Origin of the sequence: Micromonospora sp. NPDC051227, from assembly GCF_044455385.1 — a bacterium.
Classification (GTDB): domain Bacteria; phylum Actinomycetota; class Actinomycetes; order Mycobacteriales; family Micromonosporaceae; genus Micromonospora.
On the sequence record NZ_JBITET010000011.1, the window covers coordinates 59,173 to 77,817 of the forward strand.

The window sequence follows — 18,645 nt, forward strand, 5'->3', positions numbered from 1 at the left end:
CCGCTCAGTCACGCAGGATCTGAAGCGCACGGTCCAGGTCGTCAGGGTAGTCGCTGACGAACCGGACCTCGTCCCCCGTTCGGGGGTGCAAAAAGCTCAGTTCGCGGGCGTGCAGCCACTGTCGGGCCAGGCCGAGACGGGCCGAGAGGGTGGGATCGGCACCGTAGGTGAGGTCACCCACGCAGGGGTGCCGGAGGGTGGAGAAGTGCACCCGGATCTGGTGGGTCCGGCCGGTCTCCAGCCGGACGTCGACCAGGCTCGCCGCCGGGAACGCCTCCAGGGTGTCGTAGTGGGTGATGCTCGGCTTGCCGCCGGAGACCACCGCCCACCGGTAGTCGTGGGTGGGGTGCCTGTCGATCGGCGCGTCGACGGTGCCGCGCAGCGGGTCCAGGTGCCCCTGCACCACCGCGTGGTAGCCCTTGTCCACCTCGCGGTACTTGAAGGCCCGCTTCAACGCCGTGTACGCCTGCTCGCTCTTGGCCACCACCATGATCCCGGTGGTGCCCACGTCGAGCCGGTGCACCACACCCTGGCGCTCGGCGGCGCCGCTGGTGGAGATGCGGTGCCCGATCGCGGCGAGAGCGCCGATCACCGTCGGCCCGGTCCACCCGGGGCTCGGGTGCGCGGCCACCCCGACCGGCTTGTCGACCACGACGATGTCGTCGTCGGCGTAGACGACCCGCAGGCCGGGCACCGCCTGCGGCACCACCGTCGGCGGTGCGACCGGGGCGGGCAGCGTGACGTCCAGCCAGGAACCGGCCTTGACCTTGTGCGAGTTGGGCCGGGCGGAGCCGTCGACCAGCGCGTCCCCGGCGTCGACCAGGGCCGCGGCGGCGGTGCGGGAGAGCCCGAACAGGCGGGACACGGCCTGGTCCAGGCGCATGCCGTCGAGGCCGTCCGGAACCGGAAGGGAACGGTGGTCGCCGCCAGCGGCGAACGCGGAGGTCATGCCCGCTCCCTCTGCTCGGCGCCCGAGGTGGCGTCAGTGGTGGTTGGGTCGTTGTCGCGGCCCGACCGCCGGCCGTCACGCTGGCGGCCGGTCAGCTCCAACAGGACGGCCAGCAGCACACCGCAGACCAGCGAACTGTCGGCCAGGTTGAACACCGGCCAGACCTGACCGTACGGGTCGAAGAGGCTGATCATGTCGACCACGTGCCCGTGGAAGGGGGACGGCGCCCGGAAGATCCGGTCGACGAGGTTGCCCAACGCGCCGCCGAGCACCAGGCCGAGGGAGACCGCCCAGGGCAGCGAGCGCAGCCGCAGTGCCATCCAGACGATCCAGCCGACCACCCCGATGGTGATCAGCGGGAAGACCCAGGTGTGGTCCGCGCCGATGCTCCAGGCCGCGCCGCTGTTGCGGGTCAGGCTCAGGTAGACGAACCCGCCGAGCAGCCGGACCGGCTCCCGATCGGTCAGCGCGGCCAGCGCCAGGTGCTTGGTGACCAGGTCGGCCAGCAGGGCCACCAGGGCGACTCCGGCGAGAATCGCGACGGCCCGGGGCCGGCGGGTGCCGCCGCCCGGGTCGGTGCGGCCGGGTTCGGCGGACGGTACTGCGGTCATGCGCTCCCCATCGACAGTCTTGGCGGTGATCGCTCACCGTCTCATCGCCGCCGGGGAACGGACCTCAGCGCCGCTCCTCCAGCTGCTTGCACGTCACACACAGGGTGGCTGACGGGAAGGCGGCGAGGCGCTCGACCGGGATCGGGTTGCCGCACCGCTCGCACCAGCCGTAACCACCCTCGTCGAGGCGCTCCAGAGCGCGCTCCACCTGCGTGATCCGTTCCAGAATGCTGTTGGCGAGAGAGATCTCCTGCTCCCGCTCGAGCGTCTTGGTGCCCGTGTCGGCCTGGTCGTCCCCGGCCGAGTCGGTCAGCCGATCGCGCTGCAGCTCGGTGATCTCACTCAGCGTCTGATCGTACTCGGCACGAAGCTCGTCCCGCCGCGCCGCCAGCGCCGCCCGGATCTTCTCGGTCTCCGCGGTGCTGCGGGTGGCCTTGGCCACCGGCTTGCGCCCGGCGGTCCTGGTGTCGGATGGCTTCGCCATGGGTCGCTCCCTCGGCCGGGGGAACCGCGCGGTCCGCGGCGCCTGGACAGGGGGCGCCAACCACGGCGTCCCCTATGTACGAAAAGGGGCGCGCGGCGACGATCGCCGCGCACTCCGGAGGTTGGCAAGAATACGGAACGTACAGGCGTCCGACAACGTGCCGCACCGTCGCACCGTCTAACAGCCCCTAGCCCTGCCTAACTGGGGCAAAGCGAACGCTAGCAGATCAATCGACCACCTCATCCCCGTACTCACCAAACCATCGGGCCAGACGACCCCTCCGACTGACCGCCCGCAACCGCCGTTCCGCCGCGTCCCGCACCCCGGCGGTCGCCACGATCAGCAAACTGTCGCCGGTCTTCAAACGGGTGTCCGGTGCGGGCACGAAACCCACGCCGTCACGCAGCACCAGGGTCACCGACGCGCCCAGCGGAAGCCGCAACTCGTCGACGTGCACACCTGCCAGTCGCGAGCCGGGCGGCACCTCCACCTGGAGCAGGTCCGCCCGCATCCGCTCCAGCGGCGCGGTCTCCACGTGGATCTCGGCGGCCTCGGCCGGCGCGGTCACCCGCAACCGGCGGGCGAACGGCCCCAGCGTCCCGGTCTGCACCAGCGTGAAGATCACCACCAGCACGAAGACCACGTCGAAGAGCCGCTCCGCGCCGGGCACCCGCTCGGAGAGCGGAATGGTGGCCAGCACGATCGGCACCGCCCCGCGCAGCCCGGCCCAGGACAGGAACGCCTGTTCTCGAAGGCCGACCCGGAACGGCAACGCCGAGACGGCCACCGACAGAGGCCGGGCCAGCAGCACCAGCGCCAGCCCGGCGACCACCGCGGGCAGCACCGCCGCGTCCAGCCGGTCCGGCGAGGCCAGCAACCCGAGCAGCACGAACAACCCGATCTGGGCGAGCCAGGCCAGCCCGTCCGCGAAACCGAGAATCGCCTGCCGGTGCGACAGGCGGGCATTGCCCAGCAACACCCCGGCCACGTAGACGGCGAGGAATCCCGAGGCGTGCAGAACCGCCCCCGCGGCGTACGCCAGCACTGTGATGCCCACCGCGGCGATCGGGTAGAGCCCGGCCGAGGGCAGCGCTGCCCGACGCAGCGCCCAGGCGCCGGCGACGCCCGCGGCCACGCCCACCGCCGCACCGACGCCCAACTCGTAGCAGACCAGCGCGGCCTCGTACCACCACGGGTGCGAGAAGCCCTGGTGGGACAGCAGCACCACCAGCAGCACCACCGGGGCGTCGTTCATCCCCGACTCGGCCTCCAGGGTCGCCACCAGCCGGGGCGGCAACCGCAGCCGGCGCAGGGTGGCGAAGACGGCCGCCGCGTCGGTGGACGAGAGCACCGCGCCGTAGAGCAGCGCCAACCGCCAGTCCAGCCCCAGCAGCAGGTGCACGGCGACGCCGACCACCACGATGCTGACGATCACGCCGACCGTGGAGAGCGCCGAGGCCAGCCCGAGCACCGGACGCAGCGTGGTCCACCGGGCGGTGAGACCGCCTTCGGCGATGATCACGATCAGCGCGCAGAAGCCGAGGGTCCGGGTCAGCTCGACGTCGTCGAACCGGATGCCCAGCCCGCTCTCGCCGATCGCCACGCCCAACGCCAGGTAGACCAGGAGGCTGGGCACGCCGAGCCGGGTGGAGAGGCGCACCGCGCCGACGGCGACCAGCAGCACTGCCGCACCGAGCAGCAGCGCGATATCCAACCCGGGCGTCACGGCTGCCTTGCCTGGGCTGTCCTCACTCGGCGGATCCGTCGCGCAGGCGGCGCAGCACCTCGGGCACCTCCGGGCCGGGCCGATCAACGAGGAAGAGCTTGTCCCGGCTGGCCGCGCCGGCACGCAGTGACACGGCGGCCGGTCGGACGCCCAACGCGCCGGCCAACGCCCGGCGGGCGGCCTCGGTGGCCCGACCATCGACGGCCGGGTCGTGCACCGCGATCACGAGGGCGGGCCCGTGCGGGCCGTCGAAGCGGCCACCCACCCGGTCCCGGGAGGCGCCCGGCTTCACCCGTACCGCCACGGTGAGCGTGTCCTGCGCGGGCACCGGCGCCGCTTCAGATCGGCCGGGCGTCGGCGAGGAGAGCGGTCGCCGGCGCGCAGTGCGCGCACGGGGTGAAGCCGAGTTCCACGGCCTCGGTGACCGGCAACGTCTCGGGCTGCCAGCCGATCAGGTGGGGGCAGCCGTCGAGGTGGTAACGGGGACGGCCGTCGACGACCTCGACGGCGTCGAGCAGTCGGGCCACCCGGGCCGCCTCGGCGGCCGTGATCTGCTGGGCGGCCGGCTCGTCGACCGCCGCGACCGCCGGGTCGAACACGCCGTCGGCCGACGCCGCGATCGGCGACGCCGGGCTGACCGGCCGGGCCCGCGCGGGTGCCTCGTCCGCCGCACTCACCAACGGCGCCGCGTCATCGACGTGCGGGGGGTCGACCGGCGACGCCTGATCGATCGGCGGCGCATGGTCCACCGGCGGCGCATGGTCCACCGGCGGCGCATGGTCCACCGGCGGCGCATGGTCCACCGGCGGCGCATGGTCCACCGGCGGCGCGGGTGGTTGCCGCCACCCGGTGCCGCCGGTACCAAACGTCGTAGGCACGTGCTGGACCGGCACCTCCGGCTCGACCAGCGGCGGCCCGTACGCGACACCCGGTGTGGCCTGGCTGGCCGTGCGGGGCGCGTCGGGGTGCTGCCGGTCGGTCCGGCCGGGATCCGCCACGGCGCGGTTGGCGGCTGCCTGGCGGGCGCCCACCACCAACGCCACGGCGGCCAGCAGACTGGCCGCGATGGAGATGACCAACAAGAAGCTGGAGCCACCGGCCAGGCCGAGCACCAGTAGCACCACCGCGACGAGGATGAGCAGAAGACTTGCGACTATCACGGCTCACCCCCGCCGCGTCGAACCGTCCAGGCCGGGCCGGCGACCGTCACCATTGGCGGACAGCGATCGCCGGCCGGTGCTCAGCGTCCGGCTTCGAGGGCGCCGGAGCGCCCGCCGCCGCCGTACGAACCTGCGAGACCCGCCGCTGCCAGCCCGTTGCCGCCAGCGACCCGGCCGGCTTCGGAGCGGGTCATCTCGGCCTCGAGGCCCTGGCCACGACCGTCGAGGTCACGCAGTTGGCTCTCCAGGTACGCCTTGAGCCGGGTGCGGTACTCGCGCTCGAACTGCTTGAGCTCCTCAATGTGCTTCTGCAGCGCCGTGCGCTTGGCGTCCAGGCCGCCCATGGCCTCCTGGTGCCGCTGGCGGGCGTCCCGCTCAAGGGCGTCAGCCTTGGCGCGCGCCTCCCGGGTCACCTCCTCGGCCTTGCTGCGAGCCTCGGACAACAGCTGGTCGGCCTCGCGGCGAGCGTCGGACACGTGGTCGTCGGCGGTGCGCTGGGCCATCATCAGCACGCGCAGGGCCTGCTGCTCACCGTCACCGGTGACGCCGCCGGCCGGGCCGCCGGTCGCGCGGACCTGCTCCAGCTCGGCCTGCATCGCGCGGGCAGCCTGCTCGGCCGCCGACTTGTCGCGCTGCACCCGGTCCAGTTGGGCCTTGACATCGTTGAGCTCCGCCGCCAGTCGGGCGTCGCCGCCGGGGCCGGCGGGGGCACCGCCACGGCCGCCGCGCTCCACCTGGGCGCGCAGCTCGTTGTTCTCCTCGATGAGACGGGCGAGCTCGCGCTCGACCTCATCGAGGAAGGCGTCGACCTCCTCCTCGTCATACCCCCGTTTGCCGATCGGCGGCTTTTTGAAGGCGACGTTGTGGACGTCGGCCGGGGTCAGCGGCATCGAAACTCCTCGGGTCAGTTGCGGCCGCGAAAGCGCGTCGGTCATCAGGCAGATGCCCTGATCGACGGCCCTAACACGAACTCCATCAGCACGAACAGGATAACCAGGAGCACAAGGGAGGCCAGGTCGATGCTCACGGTACCAATTCGCAGCGGAGGGATCACACGCCTCAACGCGTTGAGAGGGGGATCAGTGACGCTCCACACGGATTCCAATCCTGCCGATGCTCCACGCCCCGGTTGCCAGCGACGGCCGTACTGCAGGACGGCGCTCAACACGAACCGGGACAGAAGAAGGAGCAGGAAGACATAAAGGATCAGATACAACACTTGCAGTAAGATCGACAACACGGTCAGCGACGTCCCTCGGGTCGGGCGGGATCAACTCAGACTGAAAAAGCCGCCCTCGGCGATCTTGGCTTTGTCCTCTGCGGTGACCTGGACGTTAGCCGGTGAGAGCAGGAACACCCGATTGGTCACGCGCTCGATCGTACCGCGCAGCCCGAACGCCAGTCCGGCGGCGAAGTCCACCAGACGGCGGGCATCGGCCTCATCCATCTCGGTAAGATTGATGATCACCGGGACGCCGTCGCGGAAGTGCTCACCGATGGTGCGCGCCTCCCGGTAGGTGGTGGGGTGCAGCGTGGTGATCTGGTAACGCTGCTCCTCCTCGGGCAGGGCCCGCTCACGCGACGTGACCTGCGGCGCGAGGGCCAGGTTGTCCCGAGTGTGATAGGTCAACGCACCGGAGGTCTCGCCCGCCGACGACCGGGTGATCGACCGGACGCTGGACCGCTCGATCCGCTCCGGCCGCTCACCGTCACCGCGCTCGGACTCGCTCAACCGCCCGCTCGACCGCTCGGAGAGTCGACCCCGCCCGCTGTCGCGCGGCCGGGGAGCCGGCGGCTCCTCGGCGTCGTCCTCGTCGTCGTCGGCGAACTCCTCGGCGTACCGGCTCTGCCGGTAACGCGAGTCGCGGTAGCCACCCTTGTCGTAGCCACCGTCGTCGTAGGCCCGCTCGTCGTCTTCTTCGACCAGACCGAGCCAGACCCCCGCCTTGCGCAGTGCACCCATCCCGCGCCCTTCCGTCCGCCGTGCGGCACGCGCCCCCGTGCCATGTCGCCCGTCGCGAGTGGACAACCATGCCCATCGGACCGGAACGGCAATCCCCCGGCGCGCGATTCGCGTCGCGCGCCACGACCCCCGACTAGGAGACGCCCGCCCCTGAAACAACACTGATGTAATTTGCTTGTCTCGCGGTCAGGCTACCGCAGCGTGGGACGCATTCCGAGCAACGCGCTACCGACGCGGACATGTGTCGCGCCGTAACGGATCGCGATTTCGAAATCTCCGCTCATACCGGCGGACAGTGCGGTGGCTCCCGGATGGACAGCCCTGAACGCGTCGGCGACCTCCGCGAGCCGGGCGAACGCCCGCTCCGGCTCCCACCCCAGCGGCGCGACCGCCATGAGACCGACCAGACGCAGTCCCGGCGCGTCGGCCACCGCCTCGGCCACCGCCTCCAGACCGGCAGCCGGATCCGCCGAACCGGGCAGGGCTCCGCCCCGGGCCGCGTCGCCGTCGATGCTCACCTGGACCAAAGCGTCGAGCGGCTTCTGCCGGTCGGCGGTGGCGGTGGCCAACGCCCGGGCCAGCCGGACACTGTCGACGGAATGCACCACGTCGGCGTAGCGGACCATCGAGCGGGCCTTGTTGCGCTGCAACTGGCCGATGAAGTGCCAGCGGGGACGCACCCCGGCCGCAGCCACCTCGGCAGCCTTGCCGGCTGCCTCCTGGTCGCGGTTCTCCCCCATGTCGGTCACCCCGAGCCCGGCCAGCGCCAACACGTCGCTGGCCGGGTAGGTCTTCGTCACCGCGATCATCGTGACCTCGGCGCGGTCCCGGCCGGCCTGCGCGCAGGCGTCATCGATCCGGGTCCGAACCTGGGCCAGACCGGCTGCGAGTTCGGCCTGCCGATCTGGTCGTACCGTGGCTGAGCTGTCGGTCATCGGCGGTGCTCAGGACCCGTTCTTGAGGAAGTCGGGAACGTCCACGTCGTCGAAGAGCACGCGACGCGGCGACTGGGCCGGAGCCGGGTTGGTCGCCGGTGCCGGCGCCGGGGTGCTCTGCGGTGCCGGCTGGTTGGTGTTGGTCTTGCGGGTCGGCTCGGCCGCCTTGTACGCGGGCGTGCCGCCGTCGAAGCCCGCCGCGATGACCGTCACCCGCACCTCGTCACCGAGCGCGTCGTCGATGACCGCGCCGAAGATGATGTTGGCGTCCGGGTGGGCCGCGTCGGTGACCAGCTGGGCGGCGTCATTGATCTCGAACAGGCCCAGGTCGGAGCCGCCGGCGATGGAGAGCAGCACGCCCCGCGCGCCGTCCATGCTCTGCTCCAGCAACGGGCTGGAGATGGCCGCCTCGGCCGCCTCGACCGCGCGGTTCTCGCCGCGGGCGCTGCCGATGCCCATCAACGCGCTGCCGGCGCCGCTCATCACGCTCTTGACGTCGGCGAAGTCCAGGTTGATCAGACCCGGGGTGGTGATCAGGTCGGTGATGCCCTGCACACCCGAGAGCAGCACCTGGTCGGCCGTGCGGAACGCGTCCATCATGCTGATGTTGCGGTCGCCCAGGGCCAGCAGCCGGTCGTTCGGGATGACGATCAGCGTGTCGCACTGGTTGCGGAGCTCGTCTATCCCCGTCTCGGCCTGCACCTGGCGGCGCTTGCCCTCGAAGGAGAACGGCCGGGTCACGACGCCGATGGTCAGCGCGCCGAGCTTGCGGGCGATGTTGGCCACCACGGGCGCGCCGCCGGTGCCGGTGCCGCCGCCCTCGCCGCAGGTCACGAAGACCATGTCGGCGCCCTTGAGCACCTCCTCGATCTCGTCGCGGTGGTCCTCGGCGGCGTTCTTCCCGACGTCCGGGTTGGCCCCGGCCCCCAGCCCACGGGTCAGCTCCCGGCCGACGTCGAGCTTGACGTCGGCGTCGCTCATCAGCAGCGCCTGCGCATCGGTGTTGATCGCGATGAACTCGACGCCCTTGAGCCCAACCTCGATCATCCGGTTGACGGCGTTGACGCCGCCACCCCCGATGCCGACGACCTTGATGACCGCCAGGTAGTTGTGCGGAGGTGTCATCTCCGGTCCTTTCCTTCGAGATTGGCTTCGGCCGACCGGTTACGGCGTGGCCAGACCAGCGGCCGACGACAGCTGTCACCAACGAGGATCAGGGGTAAACCCTAACCCTCTACTAGAGGCTTACAGTTATGTCAACCACTGAAGCTCTTCGAGGCAACGTAAGCGCCACCGCGCGATGAGCCAAGGACCCGGGCGGCGTGTCGCCGCGTGGAGCGCCACGGGTCACGTCCGCGCACGCTCACCGGTCAACGGAAGGTCACCACATCCGGCGCGCTCACGTCGATCCGGTCGGTGTCCTCGTCGAGCAGCGCGGTGGCCACCCGAGCCTTGTCCGTACCCCGGGTCGCGTCGCCCCAGACCACCGTCCGGTCGCCGCGCAACCGCAGGCTGATCCGGGCCAGCCCCGCCACGTTCACGTCCACCAGCTCCGCGCGCAGCTGCGGCGTCAGCGCGACGAGCACCTCCAGCCCGGCCCGGGTGCCCGGGTCGTCGGCGGCCGGCCGGGCCACCGTCACCTGCGGCAGGTCGGCGGGGCGTCGCTCCACGGTCCGGAACGCCACCCCGCTCCGGTCGATCAGGGCGAACGCCTCGCCCTGCGGCACCACCGCCACCGGGGTCCGCTCGGTCACCCGCACCACCAGCGCGCCGGGCCAGTCCCGGGAGACCGTGGCTCGCTCCACCGCCGGCAGCGCGCCGACCCGACGGGCGGCGGCGGTCAGGTCCACCCGGGCCAGCGGCACCCCGTCCGGCACCCCGACCGCGTCGTGCACCTGCACGGGAGTGACCAGGTCGGCGCCCTCCACGCGTACCTCCCGCACACCGAACAGCCCGGTACCGAGCACCGTCCAGGCGACCAGCCCGGCCAGGGCGAGCACCCCGGCGGCCACCGCCCACGGCAGCGCCGCACGCATGCGACGCTGCCGAGCACGAGCCATGAACCGGCGGGTCGAGGGCGGTACCGCGTCGCGGCCCGCCCGGACCAACTGCCACCGCCGGGCCGGACCGCGGCGCGGGGCGCCACCGTCGGCGGCGCTGGTCCGCCCTCGGGCCGGGCCGGGACTCATCCGACCGTGGGCGCCGAGCCGCCGGGAACGGCGGTGCCACCGAGAGCCGCGCCGTCGCCGCCGGACGTCGTCCCACCCGGCACCGGATCACCGATCGCCGGGGTGGTGGTCACCGGGTCGACGGTCGCGGTCGGTGCCGAGCCGGCCGTACGCTCACCCAGGGCGGCCAGCAGCTCGTCGCCCATCAGCGAGATCGGCGGGGCACCCATGGTGACCACCACGTCCCCGGAGCGCGCGCGACGGGCCACCTCGACCGGGGCCTGCTCCCACGACTCCACGAAGACCTTTCGGTCGGCGGGCAGATCCACCGCCGCGATCAGCGCCGCCGAGCCCTCGCCGGGCTGACGCAACTCACCCGGCCCGAAGACCTCCAGGAGCACCACCTCGTCCGCGATGGCCAGCGCCTCGGCGATCTCCGCCTGGTTGTCGCGGGTGCGGTACAGCCGGTACGGCTGGAAGACGACGATCAGCCGGCCGTCCCCGGCGACCTCGCGCAACGTCTGCATGGCGAGGGTCATCGAGGTCGGGTGGTAGGCGTACTCGTCGTAGACCAGCACGCCGTCCACGACACCCTTGCGCTCGAAGCGCCGTCGCACCCCGGGGAAGACCGCCAGCGCGGCCTCCGCCGCCTCCAGCGGCAATTCCAGCAGGTACGCGGCCAGCACCGCGGCGGCGCTGTTCAGCCCCATGTGCCGCCCGGGCACCGGCAGCCGGAACTCGCCCAGCGACCGGCCGTCGATCGCGGCCAGGTAGCGCACCCCACGCGCGGAGGAGACCATCTCGGTCAACCGCAGGTCGGCGTCGGCGGCCTCGCCGTAGGTGAACACCCGCCGTCCCTCGGACCGCAGGCTCTCGGCCAACCGCCGGCCGCCCGGGTCGTCGGCGCAGGTGATGATGAACCCGTCCGGGTCGGTGAGGCGGGCGAACTCCACGAACGCCGCCTCCAGCGTCGCGTAGTCGCCGTAGGTGTTCAGGTGGTCCGCCTCGACGTTCGTGATGATCGAGACGTACGGGCGGTAGATGAGGAACGAGCGGTCGCTCTCGTCCGCCTCGACCACGAAGTGCTCGCCGGTGCCGTGGTGGGCGCCCGAACCGACCTCGGAGATCTCCCCGCCGATCACGAAGGACGGGTCCACTCCGGCCTGCTGGAGCACCATCGTCACCATCGAGGTGGTGGTGGTCTTGCCGTGCGTGCCGGCGACGGCCACCGCCCGACGGCCGGTCATCGCCGCAGCGAGCGCCTCGGAGCGGTGCAGCACGCGCAGGCCACGCCGACGCGCCTCGACCAACTCCAAATGGTCCTGCGGAATGGCCGACGAGTAGACGACGGTGTCCACGCCGTCGAGGTTGGTCACCTCGTGGCTGAGGTGGATGGTGCCGCCGAGCGCCCGCAGGCCGGCCAGCGAAGGCCACTCCCGCAGGTCGCTGCCGGAGACCCGGATGCCGCGGGTGAGCAGCAGCCGGGCCACGCCGAGCATGCCCACCCCGCCCACTCCGATGAGGTGGACGGCGCCCAGGTCCTCGGCGGTGAGCGTGCCGGCCGGGGTGAACTGCGCGGTCATCGGGCCACCGCCGCCAGCACGAAGGAACGCAGCGCCTCGTCGCCGTCGCGTCGGCCGTACGACCCGGCGGCGGCACCCATGTTGTAGAGCCGCTGCGGGTCGCGGATGAGGGGGATGACGGTGCGCTCCAGCCAGTCCGGGGTGAGCTCCGCGTCGTCGACCAGCAGCCCACCGCCGGCCTCCACCACGGGCAGCGCGTTGCGCCGCTGCTCCTGGTTGCTGTGCGGGTACGGCACGTAGATCGTGGGCAGCCCGATCGCGGCCACCTCGGCGACGGTCATCGCCCCGCCCCGGGCCAACATCAGGTCGGCGGCGGCGTAGCCCAGCTCCATCTCGGACAGGTACGGCAGCGTCACGTACGGCACCGGCAGGTCGGTGGGGATCGGCACCGGCTCGTTGCGGGCGCCCATCACGTGCAGCACCTGCACGCCGTTGCGGGCCAGCTCCTTGGCCGCCCCGGAGACCGCCAGGTTGATCGAGCGGGCGCCGGACGAGCCCCCGGACACGAAGAGCACCGGCAGGTCCGGGCGGAGCCCGAAGTGGGCGCGGGCGGCGTTGCGCAGCGCGTACCGGTCCAGACCAGCGATGCTGCGGCGCAGCGGCACGCCGACGACTGTGGCGTCCCGCAGCGACTCGGCCTGGCTCGGCTGGTTCGGGAAGCCGACGGCAACGTTCTTGGTGAACTTCATGCCCAGCTTGTTGGCCACGCCCGGCGGCACGTTCACCTCGTGGATCACCATGGGCAGCTCACGACGCCACGCGGCCAGGTAGGCCGGCACCGAGACGTACCCGCCGAAGCCGACGACCACCTCGGCGCGCACCTCGTCGATCACCTTGCCCGCGGCGCGCGCCGCGGTCCACATCCGGCCCGGGGTGCGGACCAGGTTCATGTTGACCGATCGGGGCAGCTGGTACGCCGGGATCTGCCGCAGGTCGTAGCCCTGCGGTGGGATCAGGTCGTTCTCCATGCCCCGGGGTGTGCCGAGGCAGGTGATCCGGACGCCCGAGTCGTGTCGGCGCAGGCAGTCGGCGAAGGCGAGCAGCGGGTAGACGTGCCCCCCGGTGCCACCTCCCGCGAGTACCACCGAACGCAGCGGACCCATCAGCGTCTCCTCTCGCTCGCCGTACCCCTGCGGCTGCGGTCCTGTCGGACCCCGCGCGGCGCGGCCTGATCGTCATGGCGCCGCTCGCGGGACCGGGGCACGGACCCTCGGCCAGCGGGCGGCGTCGCCGGTCGGCGACGCCGGCCGGGAAGCGGCGGCAACGGGGCCCAGAGTAGTCGGACCCACCGGGCCGGCGGACGGGCATGCAGTGCTCTGGCCGCATCGGGTTCGGCGCGGGCGAAGGACGCCAGCATGCCGATGCCGGCCAACGTCACCACCAGGGCACTTCCGCCGTCGGAGATGAACGGCAACGGCAGACCGGTGATCGGCAGCAGCCCCACCACCCCACCGATGTTGATCACGGCCTGGCTGACCAGCCAGGTGGTCACGGCGGTGGCGGCGAGCCGGCGGAACGGGTCGTCGACCCGCCGGGCGATCCGGAACCCGGTGTACGCGATGACCGCGAAGAGGCTGAGTACCACGACGCATCCGATCACGCCCAGCTCCTCGGCGACGATCGCGAAGATGAAGTCGTTGTGCGCCTCGGGCAGCCAGTCCCACTTCAGACTGCCCTTGCCCAGCCCGACACCGAACCAGCCACCGTGCTCGATCGCCAGCCGGCCCTGGTAGAACTGGAGGCAGTCGTTGAGTTTGCAGGTCTCCGGGTCCGGTGGATTGAAGAACATGTCCAGTCGGGCGAGCCGGTAGTTGTCCGCGCCGCGCTCTCCGGAGCCGGCGCCCAGCGAGGCCACCGCGACCAGCAGGCCGATCCCGATCAGACCGGCCGTGGCCAGGGCGCCGAAGACCCGCATTCGCACTCCGGCGGCCCAGAGCAGGCCGACCACCAGGGCCAGCAGACAGAGCATCGTGCCCGTGTCGTTGTAGCCGACCAGGACGAAGAGCAGGCCAACCACCGGGAAGAGCGGGGTGGCCAGCTCGCGCCACCAACCCAGCGCCGCGCCCTTGCGGGCGACAAGGTGGGCACCCCAGAGCACCATCGCGAACTTGGCCAGCTCGGACGGTTGCAGCTGGATGCCGCCGACGAACAGCCAGTTCAGTCGCGCCTCGATCGGGCCGATCCGCCCTGATTCCTGGTGGGTCAACCGGGCGTAGGCGACCAGCAGGTTGAGCACCACCAGGAGGCCGATCGAGGTGAACAGCAGCGGCCGGCCCAGCGACCGGTAGGTGCTGGCCGGCAGGCGCTGGCAGACCCAGAACGCGCCGATGCCGATCACCGCGAAGATGGCCTGCTTGGTCACCGAGGCCGAGGCGTTGCCGTCCTCGGCGTAGTCCTTCACGCTGGTCGCCGAGAAGACCATGGTCAGCCCGATCAGCAGCAGCAGGCCGGCGCAGGACAGCAGCAGGTAGTAGGAGGTGAGCGGCCGGTCCAGCAGGCCGCGCAGCGCGGCGAGCCCGCCGGCCGCGTCGATACCCCGCAGCGGCGTCGACGCCGCGGCCTCCGGCTCGCGTCCCGCCGGCCCGGGCTCCCGCGCCCCCGGCCCGGATTCGCGGACCGCCGCGCCGGGCTCCGGGGCGCGCGCCCCGGGGGCCGACGGTGTACGCGCCGCGCTCGGCGACCGTCGCGGCCGCCCGACAGTCCCGTCCTCGGTGCCGATTTCCTCCCCCACCCCGACATCATCACCGTTGAACACGCCCCACCGCCCCACAACGCCCCACCGGGCGTGTCGAACCCGCCCTCGCGCGCCGCCCTAGCGCGCCCTCGCCGCCGCCCTCGCGCGCCCTCGCCGCCGCCCTCGCGCGTCGATCTTGCACTTTCTGTGCGGGCAGAACGCCCATGAGAGGACGTTCCGCCATCCGAAAGTGCAAGATCGACGGAGGAGGGGGCGGGGCGGGCGGGGGTCAGGTCATGTTGGCGAGGAACTCGCTGTAGAACAGGCCCAGGGCGATGGCCACGCCGATGCCGGCGATGATCCAGAAGCGCACCACGATGTTGACCTCGCTCCAGCCGGCCAGCTCGAAGTGGTGCTGGAGCGGAGACATTCGGAACACCCGTTTACCGGTGGTCTTGAAGGAGATGATCTGGATCACCACGGACATCGTGATGATCACGAAGAGCCCGCCGATGATCGGCAGCAGCAGGATGGTGCGGGTGGACATCGCCATGCCGGCGATCAGACCGCCCAGCCCCAGCGCCCCGGTGTCGCCCATGAAGATCCGCGCCGGGGAGGTGTTCCACCAGAGGAAGCCCACACAGGCCCCGGCCGCCGCCCCGGCGATCAGCGCGATCTCCAACGGGTCGCGGACCTCGTAGCAGTACGGCTGGGTGTAGTTCGGGTCGGCGCACCAGTGCCGGTACTGCCAGAACGCGATCAGCGCGTACGCGGCGAGCACCATCACCGACGCGCCGGTGGCCAGACCGTCCAGGCCGTCGGTGAGGTTGACGCCGTTCGTCGCGGCCATCACCACGAAGATGAAGATGATCACCGCGCCGACCTTGCTGACCTCCAGGAAGTCGATGTCCCGGATGAAGCTCAGCGTGGTGCTGCCCACCGTCTCGGTGTTGGTCGCCAGCCCCGAGCCGTTGGTCATCGTGCTCGGGAACCACAGCGCGATCACCCCGAAGACCGCACCGACCAGGATCTGGCCGAGCAACTTGCCGCGCTTGTTCAGCCCGGCGCTGTTGCGCTTGCGCACCTTGAGGAAGTCGTCGAGGAAACCAACAGCGCCGGAGAACACCATCAGCCCCAGCAGCACCAGCGCCGTGATGGTCGGCTCCACCTGGGCGATCTGCTGGTCCGGCAGGGTGGTCAGGGCGAGGTGCCCGGCCACGTACGCGATCACCGTGGCCAGGATGAAGACCACCCCACCCATCGTGGGCGTGCCCTTCTTGCCCTGGTGCATCGCGGGGCCGTCGGACCGGATCGGCTGACCGGCCTTGAGCCGGGTGAAAACCTTGATCGCGATCGGGGTGCAGAAGAGCGAGACGAGGAAGGCCACCCCGATGGCGACGATGACCGCCCTCATCGGGTCGACTCCCCACCGGCGTCGGCGCGCAGGGCGTCGGCCACCTCCCAGGTCCGGTACCGGGAGCCCTTGACCAGGACGACGTCACCCGGTCGTAACTCGCTCCGCAGCACCTCGACGGCCGCCGCCTGATCGGTGAGCAGCACCGACTCTCCTCCCCAGTTTGCTACCGCTGTCGCGCCTTCGTGGATCGGCGCGGCCGGCTCACCCACCACGAGCAGCCGGTCGACACCCAGCTCGGCCGCCAGTTGGCCGACCTCGGCGTGGCCGTCGTGCTCGAACGGGCCCAGCTCGGCCATGTAACCAAGCACCGCGACGGTACGCCGCCCCTGGCCCATGCTCGCGAGCGCCCGCACCGCTACCGCCATCGAGGCCGGGTTGGCGTTGTACGAGTCGTCGATCACGGTCACCCCGTCGGGGCGGTCGAAGACGTCCATCCTTCGGGTCGAGACCAGCCCCAGCTCGCCGAGGGCCGTGGCCAGCTCGGCCAGCGGCATGCCCAACTCCCGGGCGACCGCCGCCGCCGCGAGCGTGTTCCCGACCTGGTGGCGGCCGGCCAGCCGGAGCCGCACCGGCGCGCGCCCCTCCGGGGTGACCAGGGTGTACGACGGGTGACCCCGCTCGTCGAGGGCGACGTCCTCGGCGCGCACGTCGGCGTCGGGCGCCTCGCCGTAGCGGACCACCCGGGCCTGCGTGCGGCTCGCCATCGCGTCCACCCGGGGGTCGTCGGCGTTCAGCACGGCCAGCCCGTCCGGCGGCAGCGCTTCCACCAGCTCGCCCTTGGCCAGGGCGATGGCGTCCTGCGAGCCGAACTCGCCGATGTGCGAGGTGCCGACGTTGAGCACCACGGAGATCCGGGGCGGCACCAGCTCGCACAGGTACCGCACGTGCCCGACCCCGCGCGCGCCCTTCTCCATCACCAGGTAGCGGGTGTCCGGGTCGGCCCGCAGGGCGGTGTACGGGTGCCCCAGCTCGTTGTTGAACGAACCGGGTGGCGCCACGGTGGCCCCGAGCCGGGCGGTGAGCTGACCGATCAGATCCTTCGTGGTGGTCTTGCCGGACGAGCCGGTCACGCCGATCACGGTCAGCCCGGGCAGCCGGTCCACCGCGGCGCGGGCCAGTCGGCCCATCGCGGTCAGGGCGTCGTCGACAAGCACCATCGGCACCCCGGGCACCTCCCGGCTGCCGAGCACCGCCACCGCGCCGGCCTGGATCGCCGTCGCCGCGTAGTCGTGCCCGTCGACCTTCTCCCCCGGGAACGCCACGAAGAGCGAACCGGGCCCCACCTTGCGCGAGTCGAACTCCACCGAACCGGTGACGGTGGCGGCCGGATCGGCGGCCACCAGCCGCCCGTCGACCGCGGCGGCCACCTCGGCCAGGCTCAGCGTGATCACCGCTGACCCGCCAGGTCCCCGAAGCGGGCCCGCAGCGCCTCGGCCAACTCGATGCTGTCGTCGAACGGAAGCACCTGCCCCGCCACCTCCTGGCCACGCTCGTGGCCCTTGCCGAGCAGCGCGATCACGTCGCCCGGCTCGGCCAGCCGAACCGCCTCGTCGATAGCGGCACGACGGCCGGCCACCTCGATGATCCGGGCGGCCGTGCCGGCCCGGTACGCCCCGGCCAGCACCTCGGCGCGGATCTCCCCCGCGTCCTCGGTGCGCGGGTTGTCGTCGGTCACCAGCACCACGTCGGCTCCCTCCGCCGCGGCGGCGCCCATCACCGGCCGCTTGCCCCGGTCCCGGTCCCCACCGGCGCCGATCACACAGATCAGCCGGCCCGCGCTCAACTCGCGCAGCGCGGCCAGCGCGGCCACGATCGCGTCCGACTTGTGCGCGTAGTCGACCACCCCGCGCACCGGCGCGGCCACGTCGACCAGCTCCAGCCGGCCCGGGACGCCACCGCAGGCGGCCACACCGGTCGCCGCGGTCACCGGGTCCACCCCGGCGCCGACAAGTGCGGCGATGGCCAGCAGCGCGTTGGCCACGTTGTGCCGGCCGGGCAGCGCGACACCGGCGGACACTGCCACGCCGTTCGGGCCGTGCGCGGTGAACCGCTGCGCGTACCCCTCGCCGCCCACCCCGTCGGCCCACCAGGTCGCGCCCTGGTCACCGGCCGCCGAGTAGGTGACGGTGCTCGGCTTGAGCAGCGGCTCCAACGCCGGGTCGTCGTGGTTGAGCACCTCGACCGCGCAGCGCCCGTCGAAGAGCTGGGCCTTCGCGGCGAAGTAGTCGTCGCTGTCGGCGTGGAAGTCCAGGTGGTCGGAGCCGAAGTTGGTGTAACCGCCGACGGCGAACCGCACACCGCCCACCCGGCCCATGGCCAGCGCGTGGCTGGAGACCTCCATGACCACGGCGGTGACCCCCCGCTCGCGGGCGGTGGCCAACATGGCGTGCAGGTCGGTCGCCTCCGGGGTGGTGCGCACACTGTCGATCACCAGATCACCGAGCCGGGTCTCCACCGTCCCGACCAGCCCGGTGGTGTGCCCGGCGGCCCGCAGCCCCGACTCGATCAGGTACGCGGTGGACGTCTTGCCCGCGGTGCCGGTCACCCCGATCACTGTGAGATCGGCGGTCGGGTCGCCGTACACGGCCGAGGCCAGCTCGCCGAGCACGGCGCGCGGGTCGGGCACCACCAGAGTGGGCAGACCGGTTCCCGCCGCCAACTCCGCGCCGGCCGGGTCGGTCAGCAGCGCCACGGCACCCGCCTCGACGGCGCCGGCGGCGAACTCCGCGCCGTGCCGACGGGCACCGGGCAGCGCCGCGTACAGGTCGCCGGAGCGAACTTCCTGGCTGGCGTGGGTGACCCCGGAGACGACCACCGCGGCGGCATCCGCCGGAAGGTCGACGGCGAGCCGGACGGCGAGATCACCGAGCCGGACTCCGGTCACGGTACGTGGACGTGGATTGCCGGGCACGGCGTCAGACCCTACCCGGTCGTCCGGTTCCGGCCGCACAGCCGCCCCGGTGGTTCGTCGGCAC

At 72.1% G+C, this 18,645-nt stretch carries 17 protein-coding genes and 1 pseudogene; all 18 read right to left on the reverse strand.

The window, feature by feature from the left end; genetic code table 11:
• Window positions 1–4 precede the first annotated feature (4 nt).
• On the reverse strand, window positions 5–949 hold the full coding sequence (locus tag ACIA47_RS24250) for an RluA family pseudouridine synthase (protein WP_091407730.1): 945 nt from the start codon (window positions 947–949) through the stop codon (window positions 5–7).
• Window positions 946–1,560 (reverse strand): signal peptidase II, encoded by a 615-nt coding sequence (gene lspA, locus ACIA47_RS24255; RefSeq protein WP_396710862.1) that lies wholly within the window; start codon window positions 1,558–1,560, stop codon window positions 946–948. Before lspA ends, ACIA47_RS24250 begins: the two co-directional genes overlap by 4 nt.
• Window positions 1,561–1,624: 64 nt before the next feature.
• The gene (locus tag ACIA47_RS24260) at window positions 1,625–2,044 is read right to left on the reverse strand and encodes a TraR/DksA C4-type zinc finger protein (protein WP_091407724.1); all 420 of its coding nucleotides are present in this window, start codon (window positions 2,042–2,044) and stop codon (window positions 1,625–1,627) included.
• 226 nt (window positions 2,045–2,270) lie between these two features.
• On the reverse strand, window positions 2,271–3,770 hold the full coding sequence (locus ACIA47_RS24265; protein WP_396710863.1) for a potassium/proton antiporter: 1,500 nt from the start codon (window positions 3,768–3,770) through the stop codon (window positions 2,271–2,273).
• Window positions 3,771–3,792: 22 nt separating this feature from the next.
• The gene (locus tag ACIA47_RS24270) at window positions 3,793–4,098 is read right to left on the reverse strand and encodes a DUF167 domain-containing protein (RefSeq protein ID WP_396710864.1); all 306 of its coding nucleotides are present in this window, start codon (window positions 4,096–4,098) and stop codon (window positions 3,793–3,795) included.
• A gap of 427 nt (window positions 4,099–4,525) precedes the next feature.
• A pseudogene (locus tag ACIA47_RS24275) lies at window positions 4,526–4,930 on the reverse strand (hypothetical protein); the annotation flags it as partial.
• Between the two features lie 80 nt (window positions 4,931–5,010).
• Window positions 5,011–5,820 carry a DivIVA domain-containing protein gene (locus tag ACIA47_RS24280; RefSeq protein ID WP_036411965.1) on the reverse strand — a complete coding sequence of 270 codons (810 nt, stop codon included), beginning with the start codon at window positions 5,818–5,820 and terminating at the stop codon, window positions 5,011–5,013.
• Window positions 5,821–5,864: 44 nt separating this feature from the next.
• Entirely contained in the window at window positions 5,865–6,170 is a 306-nt protein-coding gene (locus ACIA47_RS24285; RefSeq protein WP_030334503.1) for a YggT family protein, read from the reverse strand.
• Window positions 6,171–6,200: 30 nt separating this feature from the next.
• A complete protein-coding gene (locus ACIA47_RS24290) occupies window positions 6,201–6,893 on the reverse strand; it encodes a cell division protein SepF (protein WP_238667380.1) in 693 nt (230 codons plus the stop codon).
• Window positions 6,894–7,084: 191 nt separating this feature from the next.
• Window positions 7,085–7,828: a YggS family pyridoxal phosphate-dependent enzyme gene (locus tag ACIA47_RS24295; RefSeq protein WP_396710865.1), complete on the reverse strand. Its 744-nt coding sequence runs from the start codon at window positions 7,826–7,828 to the stop codon at window positions 7,085–7,087.
• Between the two features lie 9 nt (window positions 7,829–7,837).
• The gene (ftsZ, locus tag ACIA47_RS24300) at window positions 7,838–8,953 is read right to left on the reverse strand and encodes a cell division protein FtsZ (protein WP_091407710.1); all 1,116 of its coding nucleotides are present in this window, start codon (window positions 8,951–8,953) and stop codon (window positions 7,838–7,840) included.
• A gap of 245 nt (window positions 8,954–9,198) precedes the next feature.
• Window positions 9,199–10,017, reverse strand: a complete 819-nt coding sequence (locus ACIA47_RS24305) for a cell division protein FtsQ/DivIB (protein ID WP_396710866.1) — start codon at window positions 10,015–10,017, stop codon at window positions 9,199–9,201.
• Window positions 10,014–11,579, reverse strand: coding sequence for a UDP-N-acetylmuramate--L-alanine ligase (gene murC / locus ACIA47_RS24310; protein ID WP_396710867.1), 1,566 nt, complete (start codon window positions 11,577–11,579; stop codon window positions 10,014–10,016). Before murC ends, ACIA47_RS24305 begins: the two co-directional genes overlap by 4 nt.
• Window positions 11,576–12,682, reverse strand: coding sequence for an undecaprenyldiphospho-muramoylpentapeptide beta-N-acetylglucosaminyltransferase (gene murG, locus ACIA47_RS24315; RefSeq protein ID WP_396710869.1), 1,107 nt, complete (start codon window positions 12,680–12,682; stop codon window positions 11,576–11,578). The genes murC and murG overlap by 4 nt, the downstream gene beginning before the upstream one ends.
• Window positions 12,682–14,112 (reverse strand): FtsW/RodA/SpoVE family cell cycle protein, encoded by a 1,431-nt coding sequence (locus tag ACIA47_RS24320; protein WP_396710959.1) that lies wholly within the window; start codon window positions 14,110–14,112, stop codon window positions 12,682–12,684. Before ACIA47_RS24320 ends, murG begins: the two co-directional genes overlap by 1 nt.
• A 430-nt stretch (window positions 14,113–14,542) precedes the next feature.
• Window positions 14,543–15,667 carry a phospho-N-acetylmuramoyl-pentapeptide-transferase gene (gene mraY, locus ACIA47_RS24325; protein ID WP_030334519.1) on the reverse strand — a complete coding sequence of 375 codons (1,125 nt, stop codon included), beginning with the start codon at window positions 15,665–15,667 and terminating at the stop codon, window positions 14,543–14,545.
• Window positions 15,664–17,061 (reverse strand): UDP-N-acetylmuramoyl-tripeptide--D-alanyl-D-alanine ligase, encoded by a 1,398-nt coding sequence (murF, locus tag ACIA47_RS24330; protein ID WP_396710870.1) that lies wholly within the window; start codon window positions 17,059–17,061, stop codon window positions 15,664–15,666. The genes mraY and murF overlap by 4 nt, the downstream gene beginning before the upstream one ends.
• Entirely contained in the window at window positions 17,058–18,620 is a 1,563-nt protein-coding gene (locus ACIA47_RS24335; protein ID WP_396710871.1) for a UDP-N-acetylmuramoyl-L-alanyl-D-glutamate--2,6-diaminopimelate ligase, read from the reverse strand. The genes murF and ACIA47_RS24335 overlap by 4 nt, the downstream gene beginning before the upstream one ends.
• Window positions 18,621–18,645: the final 25 nt, after the last annotated feature.